General features: G+C 34.2%; 19 protein-coding genes. 10 read left to right on the top strand and 9 right to left on the bottom strand.

Annotation, left to right across the window (positions count from 1 at the left end; translation table 11 throughout):
• Positions 1 to 28 precede the first annotated feature (28 nt).
• Both ICJ84_RS04410 and ICJ84_RS04405 read left to right on the top strand, forming a co-directional pair.
• Complete coding sequence (locus tag ICJ84_RS04410; RefSeq protein ID WP_188215132.1) at positions 29 to 571, top strand: YceI family protein; 543 nt, start codon at positions 29 to 31, stop codon at positions 569 to 571.
• Positions 572 to 611: 40 nt separating this feature from the next.
• Positions 612 to 983 carry a 6-phosphogluconate dehydrogenase gene (locus tag ICJ84_RS04405; protein WP_188215131.1) on the top strand — a complete coding sequence of 124 codons (372 nt, stop codon included), beginning with the start codon at positions 612 to 614 and terminating at the stop codon, positions 981 to 983.
• Between the two features lie 49 nt (positions 984 to 1,032).
• Here ICJ84_RS04405 and carB read toward each other — a convergent pair whose 3' ends face one another.
• Both carB and rpmH read right to left on the bottom strand, forming a co-directional pair.
• On the bottom strand, positions 1,033 to 3,885 hold the full coding sequence (gene carB, locus ICJ84_RS04400; protein ID WP_188215130.1) for a carbamoyl-phosphate synthase large subunit: 2,853 nt from the start codon (positions 3,883 to 3,885) through the stop codon (positions 1,033 to 1,035).
• Positions 3,886 to 3,997: 112 nt separating this feature from the next.
• Positions 3,998 to 4,159, bottom strand: a complete 162-nt coding sequence (gene rpmH, locus ICJ84_RS04395; protein ID WP_188215129.1) for a 50S ribosomal protein L34 — start codon at positions 4,157 to 4,159, stop codon at positions 3,998 to 4,000.
• Positions 4,160 to 4,454: 295 nt separating this feature from the next.
• On the opposite strand from rpmH, the gene ICJ84_RS04390 reads away from it, so the two are divergent.
• Positions 4,455 to 5,030 (top strand): tetratricopeptide repeat protein, encoded by a 576-nt coding sequence (locus ICJ84_RS04390; protein ID WP_188215128.1) that lies wholly within the window; start codon positions 4,455 to 4,457, stop codon positions 5,028 to 5,030.
• Positions 5,031 to 5,104: 74 nt separating this feature from the next.
• Here ICJ84_RS04390 and ICJ84_RS04385 read toward each other — a convergent pair whose 3' ends face one another.
• Both ICJ84_RS04385 and ICJ84_RS04380 read right to left on the bottom strand, forming a co-directional pair.
• On the bottom strand, positions 5,105 to 6,025 hold the full coding sequence (locus ICJ84_RS04385) for a lytic transglycosylase domain-containing protein (RefSeq protein WP_188215127.1): 921 nt from the start codon (positions 6,023 to 6,025) through the stop codon (positions 5,105 to 5,107).
• Between the two features lie 36 nt (positions 6,026 to 6,061).
• Positions 6,062 to 6,727, bottom strand: a complete 666-nt coding sequence (locus tag ICJ84_RS04380) for an alpha/beta hydrolase family protein (protein WP_188215126.1) — start codon at positions 6,725 to 6,727, stop codon at positions 6,062 to 6,064.
• 181 nt (positions 6,728 to 6,908) lie between these two features.
• Between ICJ84_RS04380 and ICJ84_RS04375 the strand changes: the two genes are divergently transcribed.
• Complete coding sequence (locus tag ICJ84_RS04375) at positions 6,909 to 7,205, top strand: N-acetyltransferase (protein ID WP_188215125.1); 297 nt, start codon at positions 6,909 to 6,911, stop codon at positions 7,203 to 7,205.
• Between the two features lie 77 nt (positions 7,206 to 7,282).
• Here ICJ84_RS04375 and ICJ84_RS04370 read toward each other — a convergent pair whose 3' ends face one another.
• Both ICJ84_RS04370 and mtaB read right to left on the bottom strand, forming a co-directional pair.
• Positions 7,283 to 7,789 (bottom strand): hypothetical protein, encoded by a 507-nt coding sequence (locus ICJ84_RS04370; RefSeq protein ID WP_188215124.1) that lies wholly within the window; start codon positions 7,787 to 7,789, stop codon positions 7,283 to 7,285.
• A 96-nt stretch (positions 7,790 to 7,885) separates the two neighbouring features.
• Entirely contained in the window at positions 7,886 to 9,217 is a 1,332-nt protein-coding gene (mtaB, locus tag ICJ84_RS04365) for a tRNA (N(6)-L-threonylcarbamoyladenosine(37)-C(2))-methylthiotransferase MtaB (RefSeq protein ID WP_188215123.1), read from the bottom strand.
• Between the two features lie 312 nt (positions 9,218 to 9,529).
• Here mtaB and ICJ84_RS04360 point away from each other — a divergent pair, with 312 nt between their 5' ends.
• Positions 9,530 to 11,104, top strand: coding sequence for an ABC transporter substrate-binding protein (locus ICJ84_RS04360; RefSeq protein ID WP_394367618.1), 1,575 nt, complete (start codon positions 9,530 to 9,532; stop codon positions 11,102 to 11,104).
• Here the strand turns inward: ICJ84_RS04360 and ICJ84_RS04355 are convergent.
• From ICJ84_RS04355 to ICJ84_RS04345, 3 genes are all read right to left on the bottom strand, one after another.
• On the bottom strand, positions 11,101 to 11,355 hold the full coding sequence (locus tag ICJ84_RS04355; protein ID WP_188215122.1) for a hypothetical protein: 255 nt from the start codon (positions 11,353 to 11,355) through the stop codon (positions 11,101 to 11,103). The two genes, ICJ84_RS04360 and ICJ84_RS04355, sit on opposite strands and share 4 nt — an antisense overlap.
• Before the next feature lie 170 nt (positions 11,356 to 11,525).
• Positions 11,526 to 12,701: a GlmU family protein gene (locus tag ICJ84_RS04350; protein ID WP_188215121.1), complete on the bottom strand. Its 1,176-nt coding sequence runs from the start codon at positions 12,699 to 12,701 to the stop codon at positions 11,526 to 11,528.
• 132 nt (positions 12,702 to 12,833) lie between these two features.
• On the bottom strand, positions 12,834 to 13,085 hold the full coding sequence (locus ICJ84_RS04345; RefSeq protein WP_188215120.1) for a type B 50S ribosomal protein L31: 252 nt from the start codon (positions 13,083 to 13,085) through the stop codon (positions 12,834 to 12,836).
• A 156-nt stretch (positions 13,086 to 13,241) separates the two neighbouring features.
• On the opposite strand from ICJ84_RS04345, the gene ICJ84_RS04340 reads away from it, so the two are divergent.
• The 5 genes from ICJ84_RS04340 (at position 13,242) to ICJ84_RS04320 (ending at position 19,302) form a co-directional block, all read left to right on the top strand.
• Positions 13,242 to 13,772 carry a DUF4199 domain-containing protein gene (locus ICJ84_RS04340; RefSeq protein WP_188215119.1) on the top strand — a complete coding sequence of 177 codons (531 nt, stop codon included), beginning with the start codon at positions 13,242 to 13,244 and terminating at the stop codon, positions 13,770 to 13,772.
• 41 nt (positions 13,773 to 13,813) lie between these two features.
• The gene (locus tag ICJ84_RS04335; protein ID WP_188215118.1) at positions 13,814 to 14,764 is read left to right on the top strand and encodes a glycosyltransferase family 2 protein; all 951 of its coding nucleotides are present in this window, start codon (positions 13,814 to 13,816) and stop codon (positions 14,762 to 14,764) included.
• Between the two features lie 178 nt (positions 14,765 to 14,942).
• Positions 14,943 to 16,673 carry a phospho-sugar mutase gene (locus ICJ84_RS04330; RefSeq protein ID WP_188215117.1) on the top strand — a complete coding sequence of 577 codons (1,731 nt, stop codon included), beginning with the start codon at positions 14,943 to 14,945 and terminating at the stop codon, positions 16,671 to 16,673.
• A gap of 86 nt (positions 16,674 to 16,759) precedes the next feature.
• Positions 16,760 to 18,586 (top strand): ABC transporter ATP-binding protein, encoded by a 1,827-nt coding sequence (locus ICJ84_RS04325; RefSeq protein ID WP_188215116.1) that lies wholly within the window; start codon positions 16,760 to 16,762, stop codon positions 18,584 to 18,586.
• Between the two features lie 164 nt (positions 18,587 to 18,750).
• On the top strand, positions 18,751 to 19,302 hold the full coding sequence (locus ICJ84_RS04320) for an RNA polymerase sigma factor (protein ID WP_188215115.1): 552 nt from the start codon (positions 18,751 to 18,753) through the stop codon (positions 19,300 to 19,302).
• The last annotated feature ends 26 nt before the right edge of the window (positions 19,303 to 19,328 follow it).

The following is a 19,328-nucleotide window of genomic DNA, read 5'->3' as shown; positions in this document are numbered from 1 at the left end:
TTCTGAATTAAACAATTAAAATATTAGAATGAAATACCTACTCTATTGCATCGCGTTTATAAGTTTAAATGCATTTGCTCAGGAAAAATATTTAACCAAAACCGGTACCGTAAGCTTTGAAGCTTCGGTACCTTCCTTTGAGGAAGTTAAAGCCACAAACCAATCGGTTACTGCTATTTTAAATTCTGAAAATGGTGAATTTGCCGCATTAGTACTTGTAAATGGTTTTCGTTTTAAAAATGCCTTAATGGAAGAACATTTTAACGAAAACTACGCTGAATCTGACACCTACCCAAAAGCAACATTTAAAGGGGTTATTGATGACTTTAATTTTTCAGACATTAAACAAAATACAGCACTAACCATCAGTGGCGAACTCAACTTTCATGGTAAAACAAAAATATTAAAAAGCATACCTGTTAAAACAGTTAAAACCAACGAAACCATAGAAATTTCAGGTACTTTCAAGGCTTATGCATCCGATTTTGATATCAAGATTCCGAAAATAGTAAGCAATAAAATTGCTGAAACTATTGATGTATCTTTCGACTTCAAACTTTCAAAAAAGTAATTCAGATTTTATTATCTTTAACAGATATCAAACGATTACCATGAAAAAGTTTCTTTATAAATTGATTGCGGCCATTGTTCTAGTAACTATTGGCTATTTTTGTTTTGTCTACTTCGTTCCTTATAGTGAAGGGGTTCGCTCAGGAGATTTAATTAAATTCAGCAAAAAAGGTGTTTTTACCAAAACCTGGGAAGGCGAATTAAGTCAGGGGGTTTCAGAAGAACAACGCTTTGCCTTCTCTGTTGAAAAAGGCAACAAAAAAATTATCGAAGACCTTCAAAAATACCAGGGACGTTTTGTTAGACTAACTTATTTTGAGCGTTACCGAACCTTCTTTTGGTTAGGTGATACCGTATATTTTATAACAAAAGTTGAAGAAGATAAGGATCGACAACCCTTTTATAAGAAATAAAAAAAGCCGCTTTTAAAAAGCGGCTTTTTTTTGGATTTAATTCTGTAGATTATTTACTCAAATACATTTTACGTCTTGAGTATAAATCGTAAAACTCATCGTCTTTTAAGCTCTCAATAAATAAGATACTTTCTCCTGTACTCTTCATTTCTGGTCCTAATTGTTTATTAACTTTCGGGAACTTGTTGAAAGAGAATACTGGTTGCTTAATCGCGTATCCTTCTAATTGAGGATTAAAGTTGAAATCTTTAACTTTCTTATCACCTAACATCACTTTAGTTGCATAGTTTACGTAAGGCTCACCATAAGCTTTAGCAATAAACGGTACTGTTCTGGATGCTCTTGGGTTTGCTTCGATAATGTAAACTACGTCGTCTTTAATCGCAAACTGAATGTTAATTAAACCTACAGTATTTAGTGCTAAGGCAATTTTCTTAGTATGATCTTTAATTTGCTGCATTACTAAGTCTCCTAAGTTAAACGGAGGTAAAGTTGCGTTACTATCACCAGAGTGGATACCACAAGGCTCAATATGCTCCATGATACCAATAATGTAAACATCTTCTCCATCACAAATCGCATCAGCCTCAGCTTCAATCGCACCATCTAAATAGTGGTCTAATAACAATTTGTTGTTAGGTATAGTTCTTAATAAATCAACCACGTGCTTTTCAAGCTCTTCTTTGTTGATTACAATTTTCATTCCCTGACCTCCTAATACGTAAGATGGTCTTACAAGAATTGGGAAATCTAATTTATCGGCAACTTTTAAAGCTTCTTCAGCAGATTCAGCAGTATCAAATTCTGGGTAAGGGATGTTATTCTCTTTTAATAAAGTGGAAAAACTTCCTCTATCTTCAGCTAAATCTAAAGCTTCGTAGCTTGTTCCGATGATTTTAATACCGTAACGATCTAATTTTTCAGCAAGTTTTAATGCGGTTTGACCACCTAACTGAACGATAACACCTTCTGGTTTTTCATGCTTAATAATGTCGTAAATGTGTTCCCAGAAAACAGGTTCAAAGTATAACTTATCAGCCGTATCGAAATCTGTAGATACGGTTTCAGGGTTACAGTTAATCATGATAGTTTCATAACCAGCCTCAGAAGCTGCTAAAACACCATGCACACAACAGTAATCGAACTCGATACCTTGCCCAATACGGTTTGGACCAGAACCTAATACGATAATTTTCTTCTTATCAGACACCACACTTTCGTTGTCAGCATAACGCTTTCCGTCTGCAGTTTCCATATCACTCTCAAACGTTGAGTAATAGTAAGGTGTTTGCGCTTTAAACTCGGCAGCACAGGTATCAACTAATTTGTAAACACGATTGATACCTAATTCTTCACGTTTATTATAAACTTCACTTTCTAAACAACCCAACATGTGAGCAATCTGTCTGTCACCGTAACCTTTTTGTTTAGCTTCAAGTAAAAGTTCTTTATCTAATGTCTCAATGGTATAAGTTGAGATTTCCTTTTGTAATAAGAATAACTCTTCGTACTGCTTTAAGAACCACATATCAATCTTAGTGATTTCATGGATTCTGCTTAAAGGAATACCCATAGCGATAGCATCGTAAATAGTGAATACACGATCCCAAGACGCATAGGTTAATTTTTCGATAATTTGATCGTAGTTCTTATTCTCTTTACCATCAGCACCTAAACCATTACGTTTAATCTCTAAAGATTGTGTTGCTTTATGAAGGGCTTCCTGGAATGAACGACCGATTCCCATTACCTCTCCTACAGACTTCATTTGAAGCCCTAAAGTTCTGTCTGATCCTTCAAACTTATCGAAGTTCCAACGAGGTATTTTAACGATTACGTAATCTAAAGTCGGCTCGAATAACGCTGAAGTAGATTTTGTAATCTGGTTTTGTAATTCATCTAAGTGGTAACCAATCGCTAATTTGGCTGCAATTTTAGCAATAGGATAACCAGTTGCTTTACTTGCTAAAGCAGAAGAACGTGATACACGAGGGTTAATCTCGATAGCAATAATATCTTCCTGATCGTCTGGCGATACCGCGAACTGTACGTTACATCCACCAGCAAAGTCACCAATACTGCGCATCATTAAGATAGCCATATCACGCATTTTCTGGAAAGTCGTATCACTTAACGTCATGGCTGGTGCCACAGTGATAGAATCTCCTGTATGAATACCCATTGGATCCATATTTTCGATAGAACAGATAATAACTACGTTATCGTTAGCATCTCTTAAAAGCTCTAACTCGTACTCTTTCCATCCCATCATCGCTTTATCAATCATCACCTCATGGATAGGAGAAATTTCTAATCCGCGAGTTAATAATTCATCATAATCAGCTTCATCATACACAATCGCCGCTCCTGCTCCTCCTAAAGTGAAAGAAGAACGGATACATAATGGAAAACCAAATTCCTGTGCTATTTTTTTACCTTCTAAAAATGAAGTTGCAGTTGCTTGCGGAGCCATTTTCACTCCAATCTTTTCCATTAATTCACGGAACTGCTCTCTGTCTTCAGTGATATTAATCGCATCGATATCAACACCAATAATATCTACTCCAAAATCCTTCCAGATTCCTTTTTCATCAGCCTCAATACATAAGTTTAACGCTGTTTGTCCTCCCATGGTTGGTAAAACAGCATCAATTTGCGGATGTTCTTTTAAGATTTTAATAATAGACTTGGTGTTTAAAGGTAGCAAGTAAACATGATCTGCCATAGATGGATCTGTCATGATTGTTGCTGGGTTAGAATTGATTAAAATTGTTTCAATTCCATCTTCTCTAAGTGATCTTAGAGCCTGAGTTCCAGAATAATCAAATTCACATGCCTGCCCTATAACGATAGGACCCGAGCCAATTATTAATATCGATTTAAGTTTTGAATTTTTAGGCATTTTTACTATTTATGTATTGTATTTAAGTATGTTACTAAAGTAAGTGAAAAGTATGCATAAAAAAAGGCGTTACACTAAAGCAACACCTTTATTTTATAACAATATAATATCATTATTTTTTATGTCTAGATTCAGTCGATACAGACAATTTTTTTCTTCCCTTAGCTCTTCTACGAGCAAGTACTTTTCTTCCATTAGCAGAAGCCATTCTTTCTCTAAAGCCATGTTTGTTTCTTCTCTTTCTTTTCGATGGCTGAAATGTTCTTTTACTCATTATCTTGTATCTTTAAAAATCTGAATTGTACTTAATTATTATTTATTTGGGTTCCTCCAAAACTGAGCGCAAATATACAAAGACTTTTCACATTGACAAACGTTATTTAAAAAAATATTTCGAAATATATTTTTCACGCTTTCTTGAGCCTTTTACAACCCTATTTATTAAAGGTATTCGGCTTCTTTTTGTTAATTATCTTTTACTCAATTTTGATAAAATTTTAGTTTATTTGCAAATCGAATAAAGGTAACCAGGCTTTAAAAGCCTATTAAACACTACAAACCTAATAAAAATGTACAATAAAATTATTAAACTAATCATAGCCATTGCCATTTTCGGGTATGCTATTTATCAATTTGTTGAAAATAATATAGGAAATGGTATTATGCTTATACTATTATCTTTAATATTTGTATTCCTATACTTTAAAAACGAATTCATTTTACTGGCATTTTTACGACTGCGTAAACAGGATTTTGATGGTGCTAAAAAATGGTTGGACAAAATTAAAAATCCGGAAAGTGCTTTAGTGAAAAAACAACAAGGGTATTACAATTATCTACACGGATTAATGGTATCGCAATCGAACGTTAACGAAGCTGAAAAATTTTTCAAAAAAGCCATCACTTTAGGATTATCTATGGATCATGATTTGGCCATGGCGAAATTAAACTTAGCTGGTATCGCTTTTTCTAAACGCAGAAAACAAGAAGCTCAGAAATTATTAAGTGAAGCTTCAAAATTAGATAAGCAAGGCATGTTAGCCGATCAGATAAAAATGATGAAAGACAATATGAAGCGTGCTCAAGGACCAACACAACACTATGGTGCCGGCGGATCGCTTAGAGCTCAGAAAAGAAGAGGATAATTAAAACCTTTTTCAAAAAACATAAAAAAAGCACATCGATCGATGTGCTTTTTTATTTCTGTATACTTATTCTATTAATTATAGTAACCTTCTTTCGGAATATCAATTTCATATAATTTACGAGACTTATTATTCAGGTGTGGTTCTCTTAACCAAGGATTGTGTAGTTTCAATATTTTATAGTTAATACCAAAGCTTTCAGCAAACTTAGTAAAATCAGTTACCGCTGTATCGACTTTAACTTTATAGGTCGGCACTTCCTGGTACAAATCTTTTTCTCTAAAGTTAAAACCGTATTTCGCAGGATGTGACAAGATTTCTTTTAAAGCCACAATTCTAAACAAGTAGCGTCCGGTTTCTTCTCCTAATAATAAATCGTAGTAATCATTTACATTCTGTTCTTCTAAACGTCGCGCTACACCAGTATTTCCGGCATTATAGGCTGCTGCTGCCAATGTCCAGCTTCCTAATTTTTCTTTAGCTTCTAATAAATACTTACAAGCTACTTCTGTTGATTTCTCTAAGTTATAGCGCTCGTCAACATTATCGTTTACTTCCAAACCATTTTCTTTAGCCGTAGCCGGCATAATCTGCCAAACGCCTCTGGCTCCAGCAGGAGATACAACATTAGACAAACCGCTTTCTATAACGGCTAAATATTTAAAATCATCGGGGACGCCGTTTTTCTTTAAAATAGGTTCTATTACCGGAAAATATTTGTTAGCACGTTTGAACATTAACAATCCGTTAGATTGCCAATAGGTATTCACCAATAATTCACGATCCATACGTTCTAATATATCCGGATTTTTTATAGGCACAGCCTCTCCAGAAAATTCTAAATCGTCCGGCACCTGAAGGGCATAAACATTATAATCGTTTATTAATTTCTTTTCAAAATTCTCATCGGTTGGCGCATCTTGCAGGGCATAAATAAATAACGCGCATAAACTTAATAATCCTACAAATGCCAGGGCTTTCTCTATAATCTTCATCGCTAAAAAGTTTTTCTCTAAAGGTACTAAAATTGCTTATTCTTCTAAAATAATGTGAGGCAAATTTTCATTGAACCATTTGTACTTATTTATAATCATAATATGGGTTCCTCCCGTTATAATAATACAATTTTTGATATTTTTAATTGGAAACACCGAATCGTTATCACCATGAATATGCACCAATCCTTCTAGATATTCTTTCTGACTCCAACATACCATTTGCTCAATAGCCCAACTTAAATATTTACTATCGTTAACCGAAAGGTATTTTTTATACAATTCTAAACGTTTCGTCACATTATTACCAAAAGCATATTTAGCTACAACGTCAATTTTACTTGCCAATTGTGTTGGTATCAATTTATATGCCATTGTTGCTTTGGCTATTACCATTTGTTTAGGTAATTCGCTCTGTAATTTAACACTGGAGATAATTATTAATTTCCTTATCGAAATATGTTTACTCATTTCCTGAACTAATACCCCACCAAATGATACACCCACCAAAACAATATTGCCATGTTTAATATGTTTACACATTCGTAACGCATAATCCATAATCGACTCCTGATTTTCCGGAATCATCCACTCTAAAAAATGAGGTTTAAATTGTGGTTCGGGTAATTTTATATACTCAAAAATTTTAGGACTTGCCGCCATACCCGGCATAAAGTATACATGTATAGGTTCTAAATCCATAATATTATTCTTCTTAATTTCACTTTACAACCCCTAAGCAAACTAAGCCAATAAATATTTATATCACAAGGCTTTAAGCCAAAATTTACTTTCCTTTCAGGATTATTTTTCGTAACTTGCAAAGCAAAGTTATGCAAATAGCACTCACTATTTTAACGATTCCTAAGAAATAAAAACAATCATGATTGATGCTGCAGAATTAATAGACAATGATTTTTTACGTCAGTTTGAACTGAAAATTGATAGCCACTTAGCTAAGATTGAGTACTCGCTTCAAGACCGAAAGATTTTTTTAACAAAGCTTGTAATTCCTGAAGAAATTCAAGACGATGAATTTAGAAAAGAATTTTTAGAAGCCGTGTTTACATCTATTGGAGAACGCAACTTAAGCGTTGTTCCAACAAGTCCTGAAATAGCTAAGTTTGTGAGAAGCAACCGCAAATACAAACGTATGTTACCGGTTGGTGTTAGAATTTAATTTTTTTTTAAATTTAAATCATAAAAAACCCAAAGTCAAAATGCTTTGGGTTTATTTTTATAATATGTTTTTGTTTTTTACTGCTTCGTATACACTAGTGTAATATCTTTAACATCTACTACATCGGTTTTTGCCAGATTATGAATCTTTTGGGCTTTTTTATAAATCATAGTTAGTCTATTTCCATTAACCACAGCTTCCCTATCATTAATAAATACACTAGCCCCTTTGTGTTCGTAAGATGCGGCAAATCCAATAGAGCCTTCAGCTTCACAATTTACCTGATACACATAAACACCTAAAATTTCATTAAAAAGAATCATAACATCCGGATTGAACGTTACATTAGACGCTACAGTACCATCTACCGAAAAGGTTAAGGTCTCCATATTCTCACAAGGTATTTCTTCAATAAGATTTGTACTGAAAACTGTATCATTATTTAAATCGACAGGAATGCCAACCGTCCATGTTGTTAATTTCCAAGTACCTTCAACGACATTGTCATTAACATCTACAGACTCGGTATTACAACTTGTAAATACGAATAAGAAGACAAACAAAATAAGAATCAATCTTTTCATGAAATTTGGGACATTACTCGTGTAAAAATATGTAGTACACGCCCTAACTTTAGAAAAAAACAGTTGAGATGTATATTTTTTCGGATAAACTAAATATTAAACCGCCAATTCACCAACAAAATCAAACCTTACCAAGCCATCGGTATCGATTTTAGTCAACTTCACTTCATGAAGCGTGTTCACTAATTCCGGATTCCAAGGTGCTTTAACTTTTACATAGTTTTCGGTAAATCCTTGTATATAACCTTCTTTATTTTCTCCTTCAAACAATACGGTTCTGGTTGTTCCTATCTGACTTTCATAAAAGGCACGACGTTTTTTAACTGAGAGTCCGCGTAACATTTTACTACGCTTAGAACGTACACTATTAGCTACCACGCCATCCATTTCAGCGGCTTCAGTGTTATCGCGTTCAGAATACGTAAATACGTGCAGATACGAAATATCCAGTTCATTTAAAAAATTATAGGTATCTAAGAAATGCTCATCGGTTTCTCCTGGAAATCCAACAATCACATCTACACCAATACAAGCGTGCGGCATCACTTCTTTAATTTTCGTTACGCGGTCTACATACAATTCTCGCATATAACGACGTTTCATTTTCTTAAGGATATCGTTGCTTCCACTTTGTAATGGCACGTGGAAATGTGGCACGAAAGCTCTTGATTTTGAAACCAGATCAATTGTTTCGTTTTTCAATAAGTTTGGCTCAATAGAAGAAATGCGTAAACGCTCAATACCTTCTACTTTATCCAATTCGGTTACCAAATCTAAAAAGGTATGCTCATGTTTTTTGTTTCCAAACTCCCCTTTTCCGTAATCCCCAATATTTACACCGGTTAAAACGATTTCCTTAATATTCTGAGCTGAAATTTCTCTGGCATTTTTTAGCACGTTTTCCATAGTATCACTTCTGGAAATACCACGTGCTAAAGGAATGGTACAATAAGTACATTTGTAATCGCAACCATCCTGAACTTTTAAAAAGGCACGTGTTCTGTCTCCAATGGAATAACTCCCTACGTAAAAATCGGCTTCTTCAATCTCACAGGAATGTACTTCTCCTAAATCGTTCTTCGTTAAATCGTTCAGGTAATCGGTGATTTTGAATTTTTCAGTAGCACCTAATACCAAATCCACACCTTCCACATCGGCTAATTCCTGTGGTTTCAATTGCGCATAACATCCAACGGCAGCAACAAAGGCATCCGGATTAATTTTCTGAGCCTGCTTGACAATACTTTTAAAACGCTTATCGGCATTTTCAGTTACCGAACAGGTATTTATCACATATATATCTGCATTTTCAGAAAAATCCACACGATCAAATCCTTCCTCTGAAAAACTTCTTGCTATTGTTGAAGTCTCCGAAAAATTAAGTTTACAGCCTAACGTATAAAATGCTACTTTCTTTCTTGAATCCATAACCTTTTTAAAAACGTGCAAAGATAAGAAAAAAAGAGCGTTTCTAATCGAAACGCTCCGAATTTCAGGACATAACATAAATTATAAGCCCACAGTGAGAGACTTGAAAATAGGATTTGCCAATAATAGCAAATTTGCTTAACCACTAATTTCGACACACCTTTTCATGAAAAGTCACTAAAAAACATCGATTAAACCCTTAAAATAATTTAGATATAGACCGCAAAACCGTTATTTTTGAAACACCTTAATACTACCGATGTGATTATAAAGCAAGATCGTCTTAAACTTTTATTGAATTGCTTTGCAGCAATTATTTTATGTTTTTCATGTAATTCTAAACAAAAACACAACCAAGATTATCTTGTTTTTAAATACAACGAGCACAAAAACATTGGTTCTTTAGATCCTGCGTTCTCCAAAGATATTGCCGATATCTGGGCCACAAACCAATTATTTAATGGTTTAGTACAAATGGATGATAACATGCAGGTCTTACCTTGCATAGCCAAAAGCTGGACGATTTCTGAAGATGCCCTGACCTACCAGTTTTCTCTCCGTAATGATGTCAAATTTCATCAACACGAACTGTTCGGAAAAGATTCCACACGAACTGTTCTTGCTAAAGATTTTGAATATAGCTTAAACAGATTGCTTGACAAACAAGTTGCTTCCCCAGGAAGCTGGGTATTAAGTAAAGTTGAAAGCTTTCATGCCATAAATGACACCCTGTTTCAAATCAGCTTAAAACAGCCTTTTCCCGCATTTCTTGGCTTATTAACCATGAAATATTGCAGTGTGGTTCCTAAAGAAATTGTAGAACATTATGGCAGTGATTTCAGATCTCACCCAATTGGTACAGGCCCATTTAAATTCAAGCGTTGGGAAGAAAATATAAAACTGGTTTTTAGAAAGAATGAAAACTATTTTGAAAAAGACCTAAACGGAAATCAACTCCCCTACCTTGAAGCAGTGGCAATTACCTTTTTACCAGATAAACAAAGTGAGTTTTTGCAGTTCGCGCAGGGGAATATCGATTTTATATCCGGATTAGATGCGTCTTATAAAGATGAAATTTTAACAGCCGATGGACAATTACGCGATTCATATAAAACAGATGTTAATATGATTCGAGGACCTTATTTAAACACTGAATATTTAGCTTTTTATATGGATGCTGAAGTTTCTGAAATACAGTCGGAATACATTAGAAAAGCGGTTAATTATGGTTTCGACAGAAATAAAATGATGGTTTATTTACGTAATGGCATTGGTATTCCTGCTCTCGGTGGATTTATTCCAAAAGGCTTACCGGGTTATAATGATGCTATAGGATTTACTTATCAACCTGAAAAAGCTAAAGATTTAGTCGCCAAATTTAAAACCGAAACCGGCATTGAAAATCCTGAAATTACGATCACTACTACCAGCAACTACCTGAGTTTTTGCGAATACATACAACGAGAAATTCAAAAAGCAGGATTACAGGTAAATGTTGATGTGATTCCGGCTGCCACCTTAAAAGATGCTAAAGCCAATGGGAAATTAAATATGTTTAGAGCGAGTTGGGTTGCTGATTATCCGGATGCTGAAAATTACCTATCATTATATTACAGTAAAAATTTCGCGCCAAACGGACCAAATTACACGCACTTTAAAAGTGAAACCTTTGACCAATTATACGAACGAGCTTTTACCGAAACCAATAGTGAAAAACGCAAATTACTTTACACTAAAATGGATAGTTTAGTAATGCAGAAAACACCTGTAGTCGTTATGTTTTACGATGAAGTAGTTAGGTTTACTAGAAAAAACGTAAAAGATTTAGGTATTAACCCAACCAATTTACTGGATTTAAAACAGGTAAAAAAAACGAAACAAGATTAGTCTTCTATAGCTTTTCCAATATCCTGAATTTCATCTTTTATAATGACCACATTAGTTTTCCATCGAGATTCTAAAAAGCGGCAAAAGCCCCAAAGCGTGAGTAAACCAATAGGAATACCCAAGTAACTAATGTAAGAATTATTATCCCAGTCTATATACCAGTTGAATACAAATTCATCTAAAACAACCAACCCGATAACACATAAAACCATAGAGGTATAATACACAAGAATACTTAAAATAGCGAACAACCATTGATTTTGATTGTATCTACCTGCCTATTCGTAAAACTTCTTCCCGATAAAGTAAATAAAAAAGATTCCTAACATAAATACAGGAGCTTTAAATTAAAAAAGAGAAACACCCAAATAAGGCATTTCTCTCAAATATAGAAAATGATTTTTAAATCTCTGGAAAAAATCTATTGACGTCTGTACTTTGCTGTTTCTTCAAAAATATGCTCAAAAATCGCTTTATCCTGTTCGGTTAATGACAAATTTCGTCTGGACATTACAACTTCCATCACTTCAAAAGCTTTTTTAGTAGTATAAGTTGTAAAACCTCCACTGCCACCCCAGCTATAACTCGGCACAAAATTTCTTGGAAAACCACTTCCGAAAATATTTGCACTAACACCAACCACCGTACCGGTATTAAACATGGTATTAATTCCACATTTACTGTGATCGCCCATCATTAAACCACAAAACTGCAATCCTGTTCTGGCAAAGCCTTCGGTTTCGTAATTCCAAAGTCTAACTTCAGCATAATTATTTTTAAGATTGGAATTATTGGTATCGGCACCTAAATTACACCATTCACCTAATACCGAATTCCCTAAATAGCCTTCATGACCTTTATTCGAATACCCAAAAATCACGGAATTTTTTACTTCTCCTCCAACTGTACTGCTTGGTCCTACTGTGGTTGGCCCATAGATTTTAGCACCCATTTTCACTACTGAAGATTCTCCTAATGAAAACGGCCCACGTATTAAAGACCCTTCCATGATTTCAGCATTTTTACTAATATAGATAGGTCCACTACTTGCATTTAAAGTTACAAATTCCAATTTCGCACCTTCTTCAATAAAAACATTTTCAGCAGCAATAACATTACAACTTGACGGAATAGGCTGCGAGTATCTTCCTTTGGTCACTAAGTTAAAATCCTCCTGTAACGCTTCTCCATTTTTTGAGAAAATATCCCAGGTATTTTCAATTTTAATAACATCGCCACCAAACTCCAGTGCCTCATAATTATCAAAATTGATATCATCCTGTGTATCTTTAGTATAAAATGCGATAACATCTTCGTCTTTAAAAATGGCCTGATTTTCCTGTAAATCTTTTACCATCTCAACCAATTCAAAATTCGGTAAAAACGAAGCGTTTATCATGATGTTTTCATCCATTTCCACCATAGGGAACTTATCAGACAAATAGTCTTCTGTAACAGTTGTCGAAGTTGAATCTAAAAACGTTTCCCACTTTTCACGAATGGTTAAAATACCAATTCTTAAATCGGCTACCGGACGTGTAAAAGTAAATGGAAGTAAATTATTTCTGGACGGACCATCAAAAAGGATGTAGTTCATTACGTTTAGATGTATTAATTAACGTTAAAACCTCTCGTGCTTTAACAATCCAAAAATAGCTTAATTGCCGAAAACAAAAAAGCCTTCAATACAAAATATTGAAGGCTTTTAATATTATATAAAATACTAAGATTATTTACTAAACTTAGCGTATTTGTTTTTGAATTTATCAATACGACCAGCAGTATCTACTAATTTAGATTTACCAGTGTAGTATGGGTGCGATGTTCTTGAAATCTCCATTTTAACAAGTGGATACTCAACACCATCAACCTCAATAGTTTCGTTAGTGTTTGCTGTAGACTTTGTTAAAAATACATCTTCGTTAGACATATCTTTAAATGCTACTATTCTATAATTTTCTGGATGTATACCTTTTTTCATCGCTAAAGCTTTTATTCTATTCAATTTTGGAAGTGCAAAAATAAGTATTTTTTACAAACTACCAATACTTTTTATTATTTTTTATTTAGAATTAAGTTGTAACGATTTTCTATCTTTGACAACTAATCATTCAACTTACCTTATAAACGCAAAAATATGGAAAAATCTTTAAAATCTATAGCAACTAATTGGGGACTCTTCTTAGGGGCTTTATTAGCAGGTATTACTGTGGTTGCTTATGCCGTAAATCTTAACCTGTTAATTGATATGTGGGTCGGCATTTTTATTTTAATCGCTATTATTGTTTTCGGCATTATAGCTGTAGCCAAAGTAAAACAATCCCAAGATAGTTATGCTTCCTTTAAAGAAGCGTTTACCGCATTTTTTCTTACTGTTTTAATAGGATTAGCCATAAGCACAGTCGTGTCCTATTTACTTTTTAATTTTATAGATACTGAAGCTGCCGAAATTTTAAAAGAAAAAACCATAGAGCGTACTGTTGAAATGATGAAAGGCTTTAACACTCCTGCCGATGCCCTTGCGAAAACCGTAGAACAAATGGAATCTCAAAACCAATATTCCATTGGAAACGTATTTAAAGGTTTTGCCGGCTATTTAGTCCTTTTTAGTATTATCGGCCTCATTGTAGCAGCTGCTATGAAAAAAAGTAAGCCCGACACCGAATAATTTAAGTATTTTTGATTTTACAAACATTTCAAAGTCTTTAAATGAATATATCAGTAGTCATACCACTACTTAACGAACAAGAGTCTTTAACAGAATTACACGATTGGATTGCAAACGTTATGCAATCCAATCGTTTTTCATATGAAATCCTTTTTATAGACGACGGTAGCACCGACGATTCTTGGCAAGTCATAGAGCATTTAGCATCACAAAACGAAAGCGTAAAAGGCATTCGTTTTTCTAAAAACTTCGGAAAATCTCAGGCTCTACATGCCGGTTTTGAAAAAGCCCAAGGCGATGTGGTCATCACCATGGATGCCGATTTACAGGATAACCCAGACGAAATTCCCGAACTTTACAATATGATTGTAAAAGACCGTTTCGATTTGGTTTCTGGATGGAAAAAGAAACGTTACGACTCTGTCATTGCTAAAAATTTACCTTCCAAACTATTTAACTGGGCCGCCCGAAAAACCTCTGGCGTAAAACTTAACGATTTTAACTGTGGACTTAAAGCCTACAAGCTCGATGTGGTAAAAAACATTGATGTTAATGGCGAAATGCACCGTTATATTCCCGTATTGGCTAAAAATGCCGGCTTTACCAAAATAGGCGAAAAAGTTGTACAACATCAGGCCAGAAAGTATGGTGAAACCAAATTTGGCATGAACCGCTTTATCAATGGGTTTCTGGATTTAATCACCATCTGGTTTATCTCGCATTTTGGCAAACGTCCGATGCATTTATTTGGAGCTTTGGGCGTACTTATGTTTATCATCGGTCTTGGATTTTCTTTCTATCTGGGAATTGACAAACTATTTTTAAATCCTTCGGGAAGATTAATTACCGAGCGTCCAGAATTCTTTTTAGCTCTCTCAACGATGATAATTGGAACCCAATTTTTCGTTGCCGGATTCTTAGGTGAGATGATTCTACGATCGAAACAAGATAAAAAACGCTATTTAATTAAAGACGAGACTTCAAATTTTTAATGAAATAAAATAATTATTAAGAATCCTTCAAATGTCTTAAAAAAATAAGGCTCACAAAGGATTCTTTTAATTTTTTTAATAACTTTAAAACAGTTTCACGCCCTTCAAAAACTGAAACCAATTAAACGAAACGAAGTGCCATTATTTCTTTTTTTGAAACTATATTTTAAAACACATTATGATACACATCGAACCAAAAATTTTAGACCGAATTAACACCTGGTTAACCCCTACTTTTGACGAAGAAACACAAGATTTTATTAAAAACAGTATAGCTCTTAATCCTCAGGATATTCAAGAGAGTTTTTACAAAGATTTAGAATTTGGTACCGGAGGTATGCGTGGTGTAATGGGTATTGGTACGAACCGTATTAACAAATATACGCTTGGTAAAAGCACACAAGGTTTAAGCAACTATTTACACCGATCGTTTCCCAATGAAACCCCTAAAGCGGTAATTGCTTACGATTGTCGTCACAACAGTAAAACCTTAGCTAAAGTGGTAGCTGATGTATTCTCTGCTAATGGTATTAAAGTATATTTATTTGAAGACTTACGTCCTACCCCGGAATTATCATTTGCAGTTAAGCATTTAAATTGCCACTGTGGCATTGTGCTAACAGCCTCTCATAATCCACCGGAATATAACGGCTATAAAGTATACTGGCAAGATGGAGGTCAATTAGTACCACCACAAGATGGTGAAGTAATTACAATGATTAATGACCTTGATTATTCTGATATTAAATTTGAAGCAAACGATGCTCTAATTAACTATATAAGCGAAGATATTGACAATGCCTTTATTGAAGCTTCAGTTAAAAATGGAAGTGTTGGCGCAACACAGGTTGCTAAAGACGATTTAACCATTGTTTTTACGTCGTTACACGGAACATCGATCACCGCGGTTCCTGAAACTTTAAAACGTGCCGGATATAAAAACGTTCGTATTGTAAAAGAACAAGAAGTACCAAACGGAGATTTCCCAACAGTGGCATCTCCGAATCCTGAAGAGCCTGCTGCTTTAAAAATGGCTTTAGAGCTAGCCGAAAAGGTAAATGCCGATATTGTTATTGGAACCGATCCGGATTGCGATCGTTTAGGTGTTGCTGTTAGAAATAGTGAAGGCGAACTGCAATTACTCAACGGAAATCAAACCATGTTGATGATGACCGATTTCTTGTTAAAACAATGGAAAGCCGAAGGAAAAATTAAAGGTAAAGAGTTTATTGCTTCAACTATCGTATCTACGCCAATGTTAAATAAACTGGCCGAAGCTTATGATGTAGAAAGCAAAATTGTTTTAACCGGCTTCAAATGGATTGCCAAACTTATTAAAGACTACCCTGAACTTGATTTTATTGGAGGCGGCGAAGAAAGTTTCGGCTTTATGGTTGGTGACTTTGTACGTGATAAAGATGCAGTAACCTCTACCCTATTGGCCTGTGAAATTGCTGCGATTACAAAATCTAACGGAAGCTCATTCTACAACGAATTAATTAAACTTTACGTTGAACACGGATGCTTTAAAGAAAAATTAGTCTCACTAACAAAAAAAGGAATAGAAGGCGCTCAGGAAATTACCCAAATGATGACCGATGCCAGAGAAAATCCACTTAAAGTTATCAACGGATCGAAAGTAACCAAATTAGAAGACTACCAATCATCGATTGCTAAACATATTGTTACTGGAGAAGAAACGACTATTGATGTACCAAAATCTAACGTATTAATCTATTATACTGAAGATGGTAGCCAAATCGCCTTAAGACCAAGTGGTACAGAGCCAAAAATTAAGTTTTACGTAAGTGTCAATAGTAAATTGGATTCTGCAGAAGATTTTAAAACTGTTGAAGCCAACTTAGATACTAAGGCCGAAACCATTTTAAAAGACATGAAGCTTATCTAGATTTAATTCAATAAGCCTTATCTTTGCAAAATATTTACATGCTTTTATGAAAACATAAAAGCATGTTTTTTTAACAGACTTTTTAAATGAAGCAATTTTTCAACATTTTACAATACGCAAAGCCTTATAAAAACTATGCTATTGGTCACATTATTTCTAATATATTTTACGCTCTTTTCGGCGCTTTATCTTTCGTAGCTTTAATTCCTATGTTAGATATTTTATTTGAAAAGAACACTAAAAAAATCACAGAAGCTCCTGTATACGAAGGCTTCAGTCATCTCAAAGATTATTATAAAGATTATTTAGCATATCAGGTTAATCAATACGCTGCAAGCGACCCACAAAAGGCATTAATCTTAGTAGTAAGTTTAATCATCATTCTATTCTTATTGAAAAACATATTTGGCTATTTAGCTAACTACTTTATGGTCTTTTTGAGAAATGGTGTAGTACGTGATTTAAGAAATAAAGTATATAAAAAGACTATCGAGCTACCTTTATCCTACTTCTCTGAGCAGCGCAAAGGTGATATTATGGCTCGTGTAACACAGGATGTTGCCACCTTACAATATTCGATGTTACCTGCTTTAGAACTTATTTTCAGAGAACCACTAACCATTATTTTTACAGTGGTAATGATGGTAATCATTAGTTTTAAATTAACTATATTCGTATTTATTTTTATCCCTTTATCAGGTTTAATAATTTCTCGTATAGGTAGAAGTTTAAAACGAAAATCAGATCGTGTTCAAAAGGAACAAGGTATTCTTCTTTCTACTTTAGAGGAAACTTTAACGGGTTTACGTATCATTAAAGGATTTAATGCAGAACAAAAATTTAACGACAAATTTCAAGACTCGACCAATCGCTTCTTTAATTTCTCTAACAAACTTTTAAACCGTCAAAACTTAGCTTCTCCTACCAGTGAATTTATGGGTATTTTAGTGATATCTATTCTATTATGGTACGGTGGCCAACTCGTGCTTGTAGACAACACTCTAGACGGAAGTTCCTTTATTGCATATATGGGGTTAGCTTATAATATTATGGTTCCAGCCAAAGCTATTTCACGCGGGCTATACAATATTAAACAAGGTGATGCTGCTGCCGAGCGTATTCAGGAAATTATCGATGCACCAAATCCGTTAAAAGACAAAGAAAATGCACTTGTAAAAACTGGTTTCAATGCCGAGATTGTTTTTGAAAATGTCTCTTTCAAATACGATAAAGAATTCGTACTTAAAAACTTTTCTTTAACTATTCCTAAAGGTGAAACCGTTGCTCTTGTCGGACAATCGGGAAGTGGAAAGTCTACTATAGCGAATTTAGTAACACGTTTTTATGATGTAAACGAAGGACGTATTTTAATTGACGGAATAGATGTTCGTGATTTAACCACCTACTCACTTCGAAGCCAGTTAGGAATCGTTACTCAAGATGCCATTCTGTTTAACGACAGTATTAAAAACAACCTGAAATTAGGTAAGGATAACGCTTCAGATGAAGAAATTATAGACGCCTTAAAAGTAGCTAATGCCTGGGAATTTGTTAAAGAGTTACCTCTAGGGATTGAAACCAATATTGGTGATGCCGGAAATAAACTATCGGGAGGACAAAAACAACGCTTAAGTATTGCGCGTGCTGTATTAAAAAGTCCACCGATTATGGTTTTAGACGAAGCAACTTCGGCTTTAGATACTGAAAGTGAGCGTTTAGTACAGGTAGCTTTAGAAAACATGATGAAAAATAGAACCTCCATTGTCATAGCTCACAGATTATCGACCATTCAAAACGCCGATAACATTATAGTCATGAGCAAAGGTGAAATTGTTGAAAAAGGTAAGCACGGCGAACTTATTGCTAAACAAGGTGTTTACCAAAAACTGGTAGAAATGCAAAGCTTTGAATAAGCAAACGTAATATTCAATATTAAAAAAGGATAGATACTTAAGTTTCTATCCTTTTTTTATTCCTAGAAAACAAATAAACTAAGACGTTACGGCTAGATTCTATTTTAACGTATTTTTATAATGCAAGCATTAAACTTTCAGTAATTTTATGGGTCTAACTTTTAATGCAATTTGTGATTGACGAAGATTTATTAATAGAGCAACTAAAATCAGAATCTGATAAAGACGAGGCTTTTAGACATCTTATAACGCTTTACAAAGAGCGTTTATATTGGCATATCCGTAATATTGTTAAGTCTCACGACGACACAGACGATGTTTTGCAAAATACTTTTATTAAAATTTATAAAAATATTCATAATTTTAAAGGAGAGAGTAAACTATTCTCTTGGATGTACCGTATAGCTACTAATGAGTCCATTACATTTCTTAACAAAAATGCTAAGCGACTTCAAACCACTAACGAAGAGATCCAGCAATTGGCTATTAATAATTTAACATCCGATGTGTATTTTGAAGGTGATACTATTCAGCTTAAATTACAAAAAGCCATAGCCACATTACCGGAGAAACAACAACTAGTTTTTAATATGAAATATTTTCAGGATTTGAAATTCAAAGATATGGCAGAAATTTTAGAAACCAGTGAAGGTGCTTTAAAAGCATCATATCATATAGCAACAAAAAAAATAGAAGCTTATTTAACTAAAGATTAAACCTTTATAAAAAAATATAGTCTTAT

Source organism: Aestuariibaculum suncheonense (genome assembly GCF_014596935.1).
Lineage (GTDB): Bacteria > Bacteroidota > Bacteroidia > Flavobacteriales > Flavobacteriaceae > Aestuariibaculum > Aestuariibaculum suncheonense.
The sequence above is the reverse complement of the archived record's forward strand: the minus strand, read 5'-3'. Positions and strand labels throughout refer to the sequence as shown.

Bases quoted from the DNA above. Each gene is read 5' to 3' on its own strand.
- ICJ84_RS04410 (WP_188215132.1), top strand. From the start codon at position 29: ATGAAATACCTACTCTATTGCATCGCGTTTATAAGTTTAAATGCATTT.
- ICJ84_RS04405 (WP_188215131.1), top strand. From the start codon at position 612: ATGAAAAAGTTTCTTTATAAATTGATTGCGGCCATTGTTCTAGTAACT.
- carB (WP_188215130.1), bottom strand. From the start codon at position 3,885: ATGCCTAAAAATTCAAAACTTAAATCGATATTAATAATTGGCTCGGGT.
- rpmH (WP_188215129.1), bottom strand. From the start codon at position 4,159: ATGAGTAAAAGAACATTTCAGCCATCGAAAAGAAAGAGAAGAAACAAA.
- ICJ84_RS04390 (WP_188215128.1), top strand. From the start codon at position 4,455: ATGTACAATAAAATTATTAAACTAATCATAGCCATTGCCATTTTCGGG.
- ICJ84_RS04385 (WP_188215127.1), bottom strand. From the start codon at position 6,025: ATGAAGATTATAGAGAAAGCCCTGGCATTTGTAGGATTATTAAGTTTA.
- ICJ84_RS04380 (WP_188215126.1), bottom strand. From the start codon at position 6,727: ATGGATTTAGAACCTATACATGTATACTTTATGCCGGGTATGGCGGCA.
- ICJ84_RS04375 (WP_188215125.1), top strand. From the start codon at position 6,909: ATGATTGATGCTGCAGAATTAATAGACAATGATTTTTTACGTCAGTTT.
- ICJ84_RS04370 (WP_188215124.1), bottom strand. From the start codon at position 7,789: ATGAAAAGATTGATTCTTATTTTGTTTGTCTTCTTATTCGTATTTACA.
- mtaB (WP_188215123.1), bottom strand. From the start codon at position 9,217: ATGGATTCAAGAAAGAAAGTAGCATTTTATACGTTAGGCTGTAAACTT.
- ICJ84_RS04350 (WP_188215121.1), bottom strand. From the start codon at position 12,701: ATGAACTACATCCTTTTTGATGGTCCGTCCAGAAATAATTTACTTCCA.
- ICJ84_RS04345 (WP_188215120.1), bottom strand. From the start codon at position 13,085: ATGAAAAAAGGTATACATCCAGAAAATTATAGAATAGTAGCATTTAAA.
- ICJ84_RS04340 (WP_188215119.1), top strand. From the start codon at position 13,242: ATGGAAAAATCTTTAAAATCTATAGCAACTAATTGGGGACTCTTCTTA.
- ICJ84_RS04335 (WP_188215118.1), top strand. From the start codon at position 13,814: ATGAATATATCAGTAGTCATACCACTACTTAACGAACAAGAGTCTTTA.
- ICJ84_RS04330 (WP_188215117.1), top strand. From the start codon at position 14,943: ATGATACACATCGAACCAAAAATTTTAGACCGAATTAACACCTGGTTA.
- ICJ84_RS04325 (WP_188215116.1), top strand. From the start codon at position 16,760: ATGAAGCAATTTTTCAACATTTTACAATACGCAAAGCCTTATAAAAAC.
- ICJ84_RS04320 (WP_188215115.1), top strand. From the start codon at position 18,751: ATGCAATTTGTGATTGACGAAGATTTATTAATAGAGCAACTAAAATCA.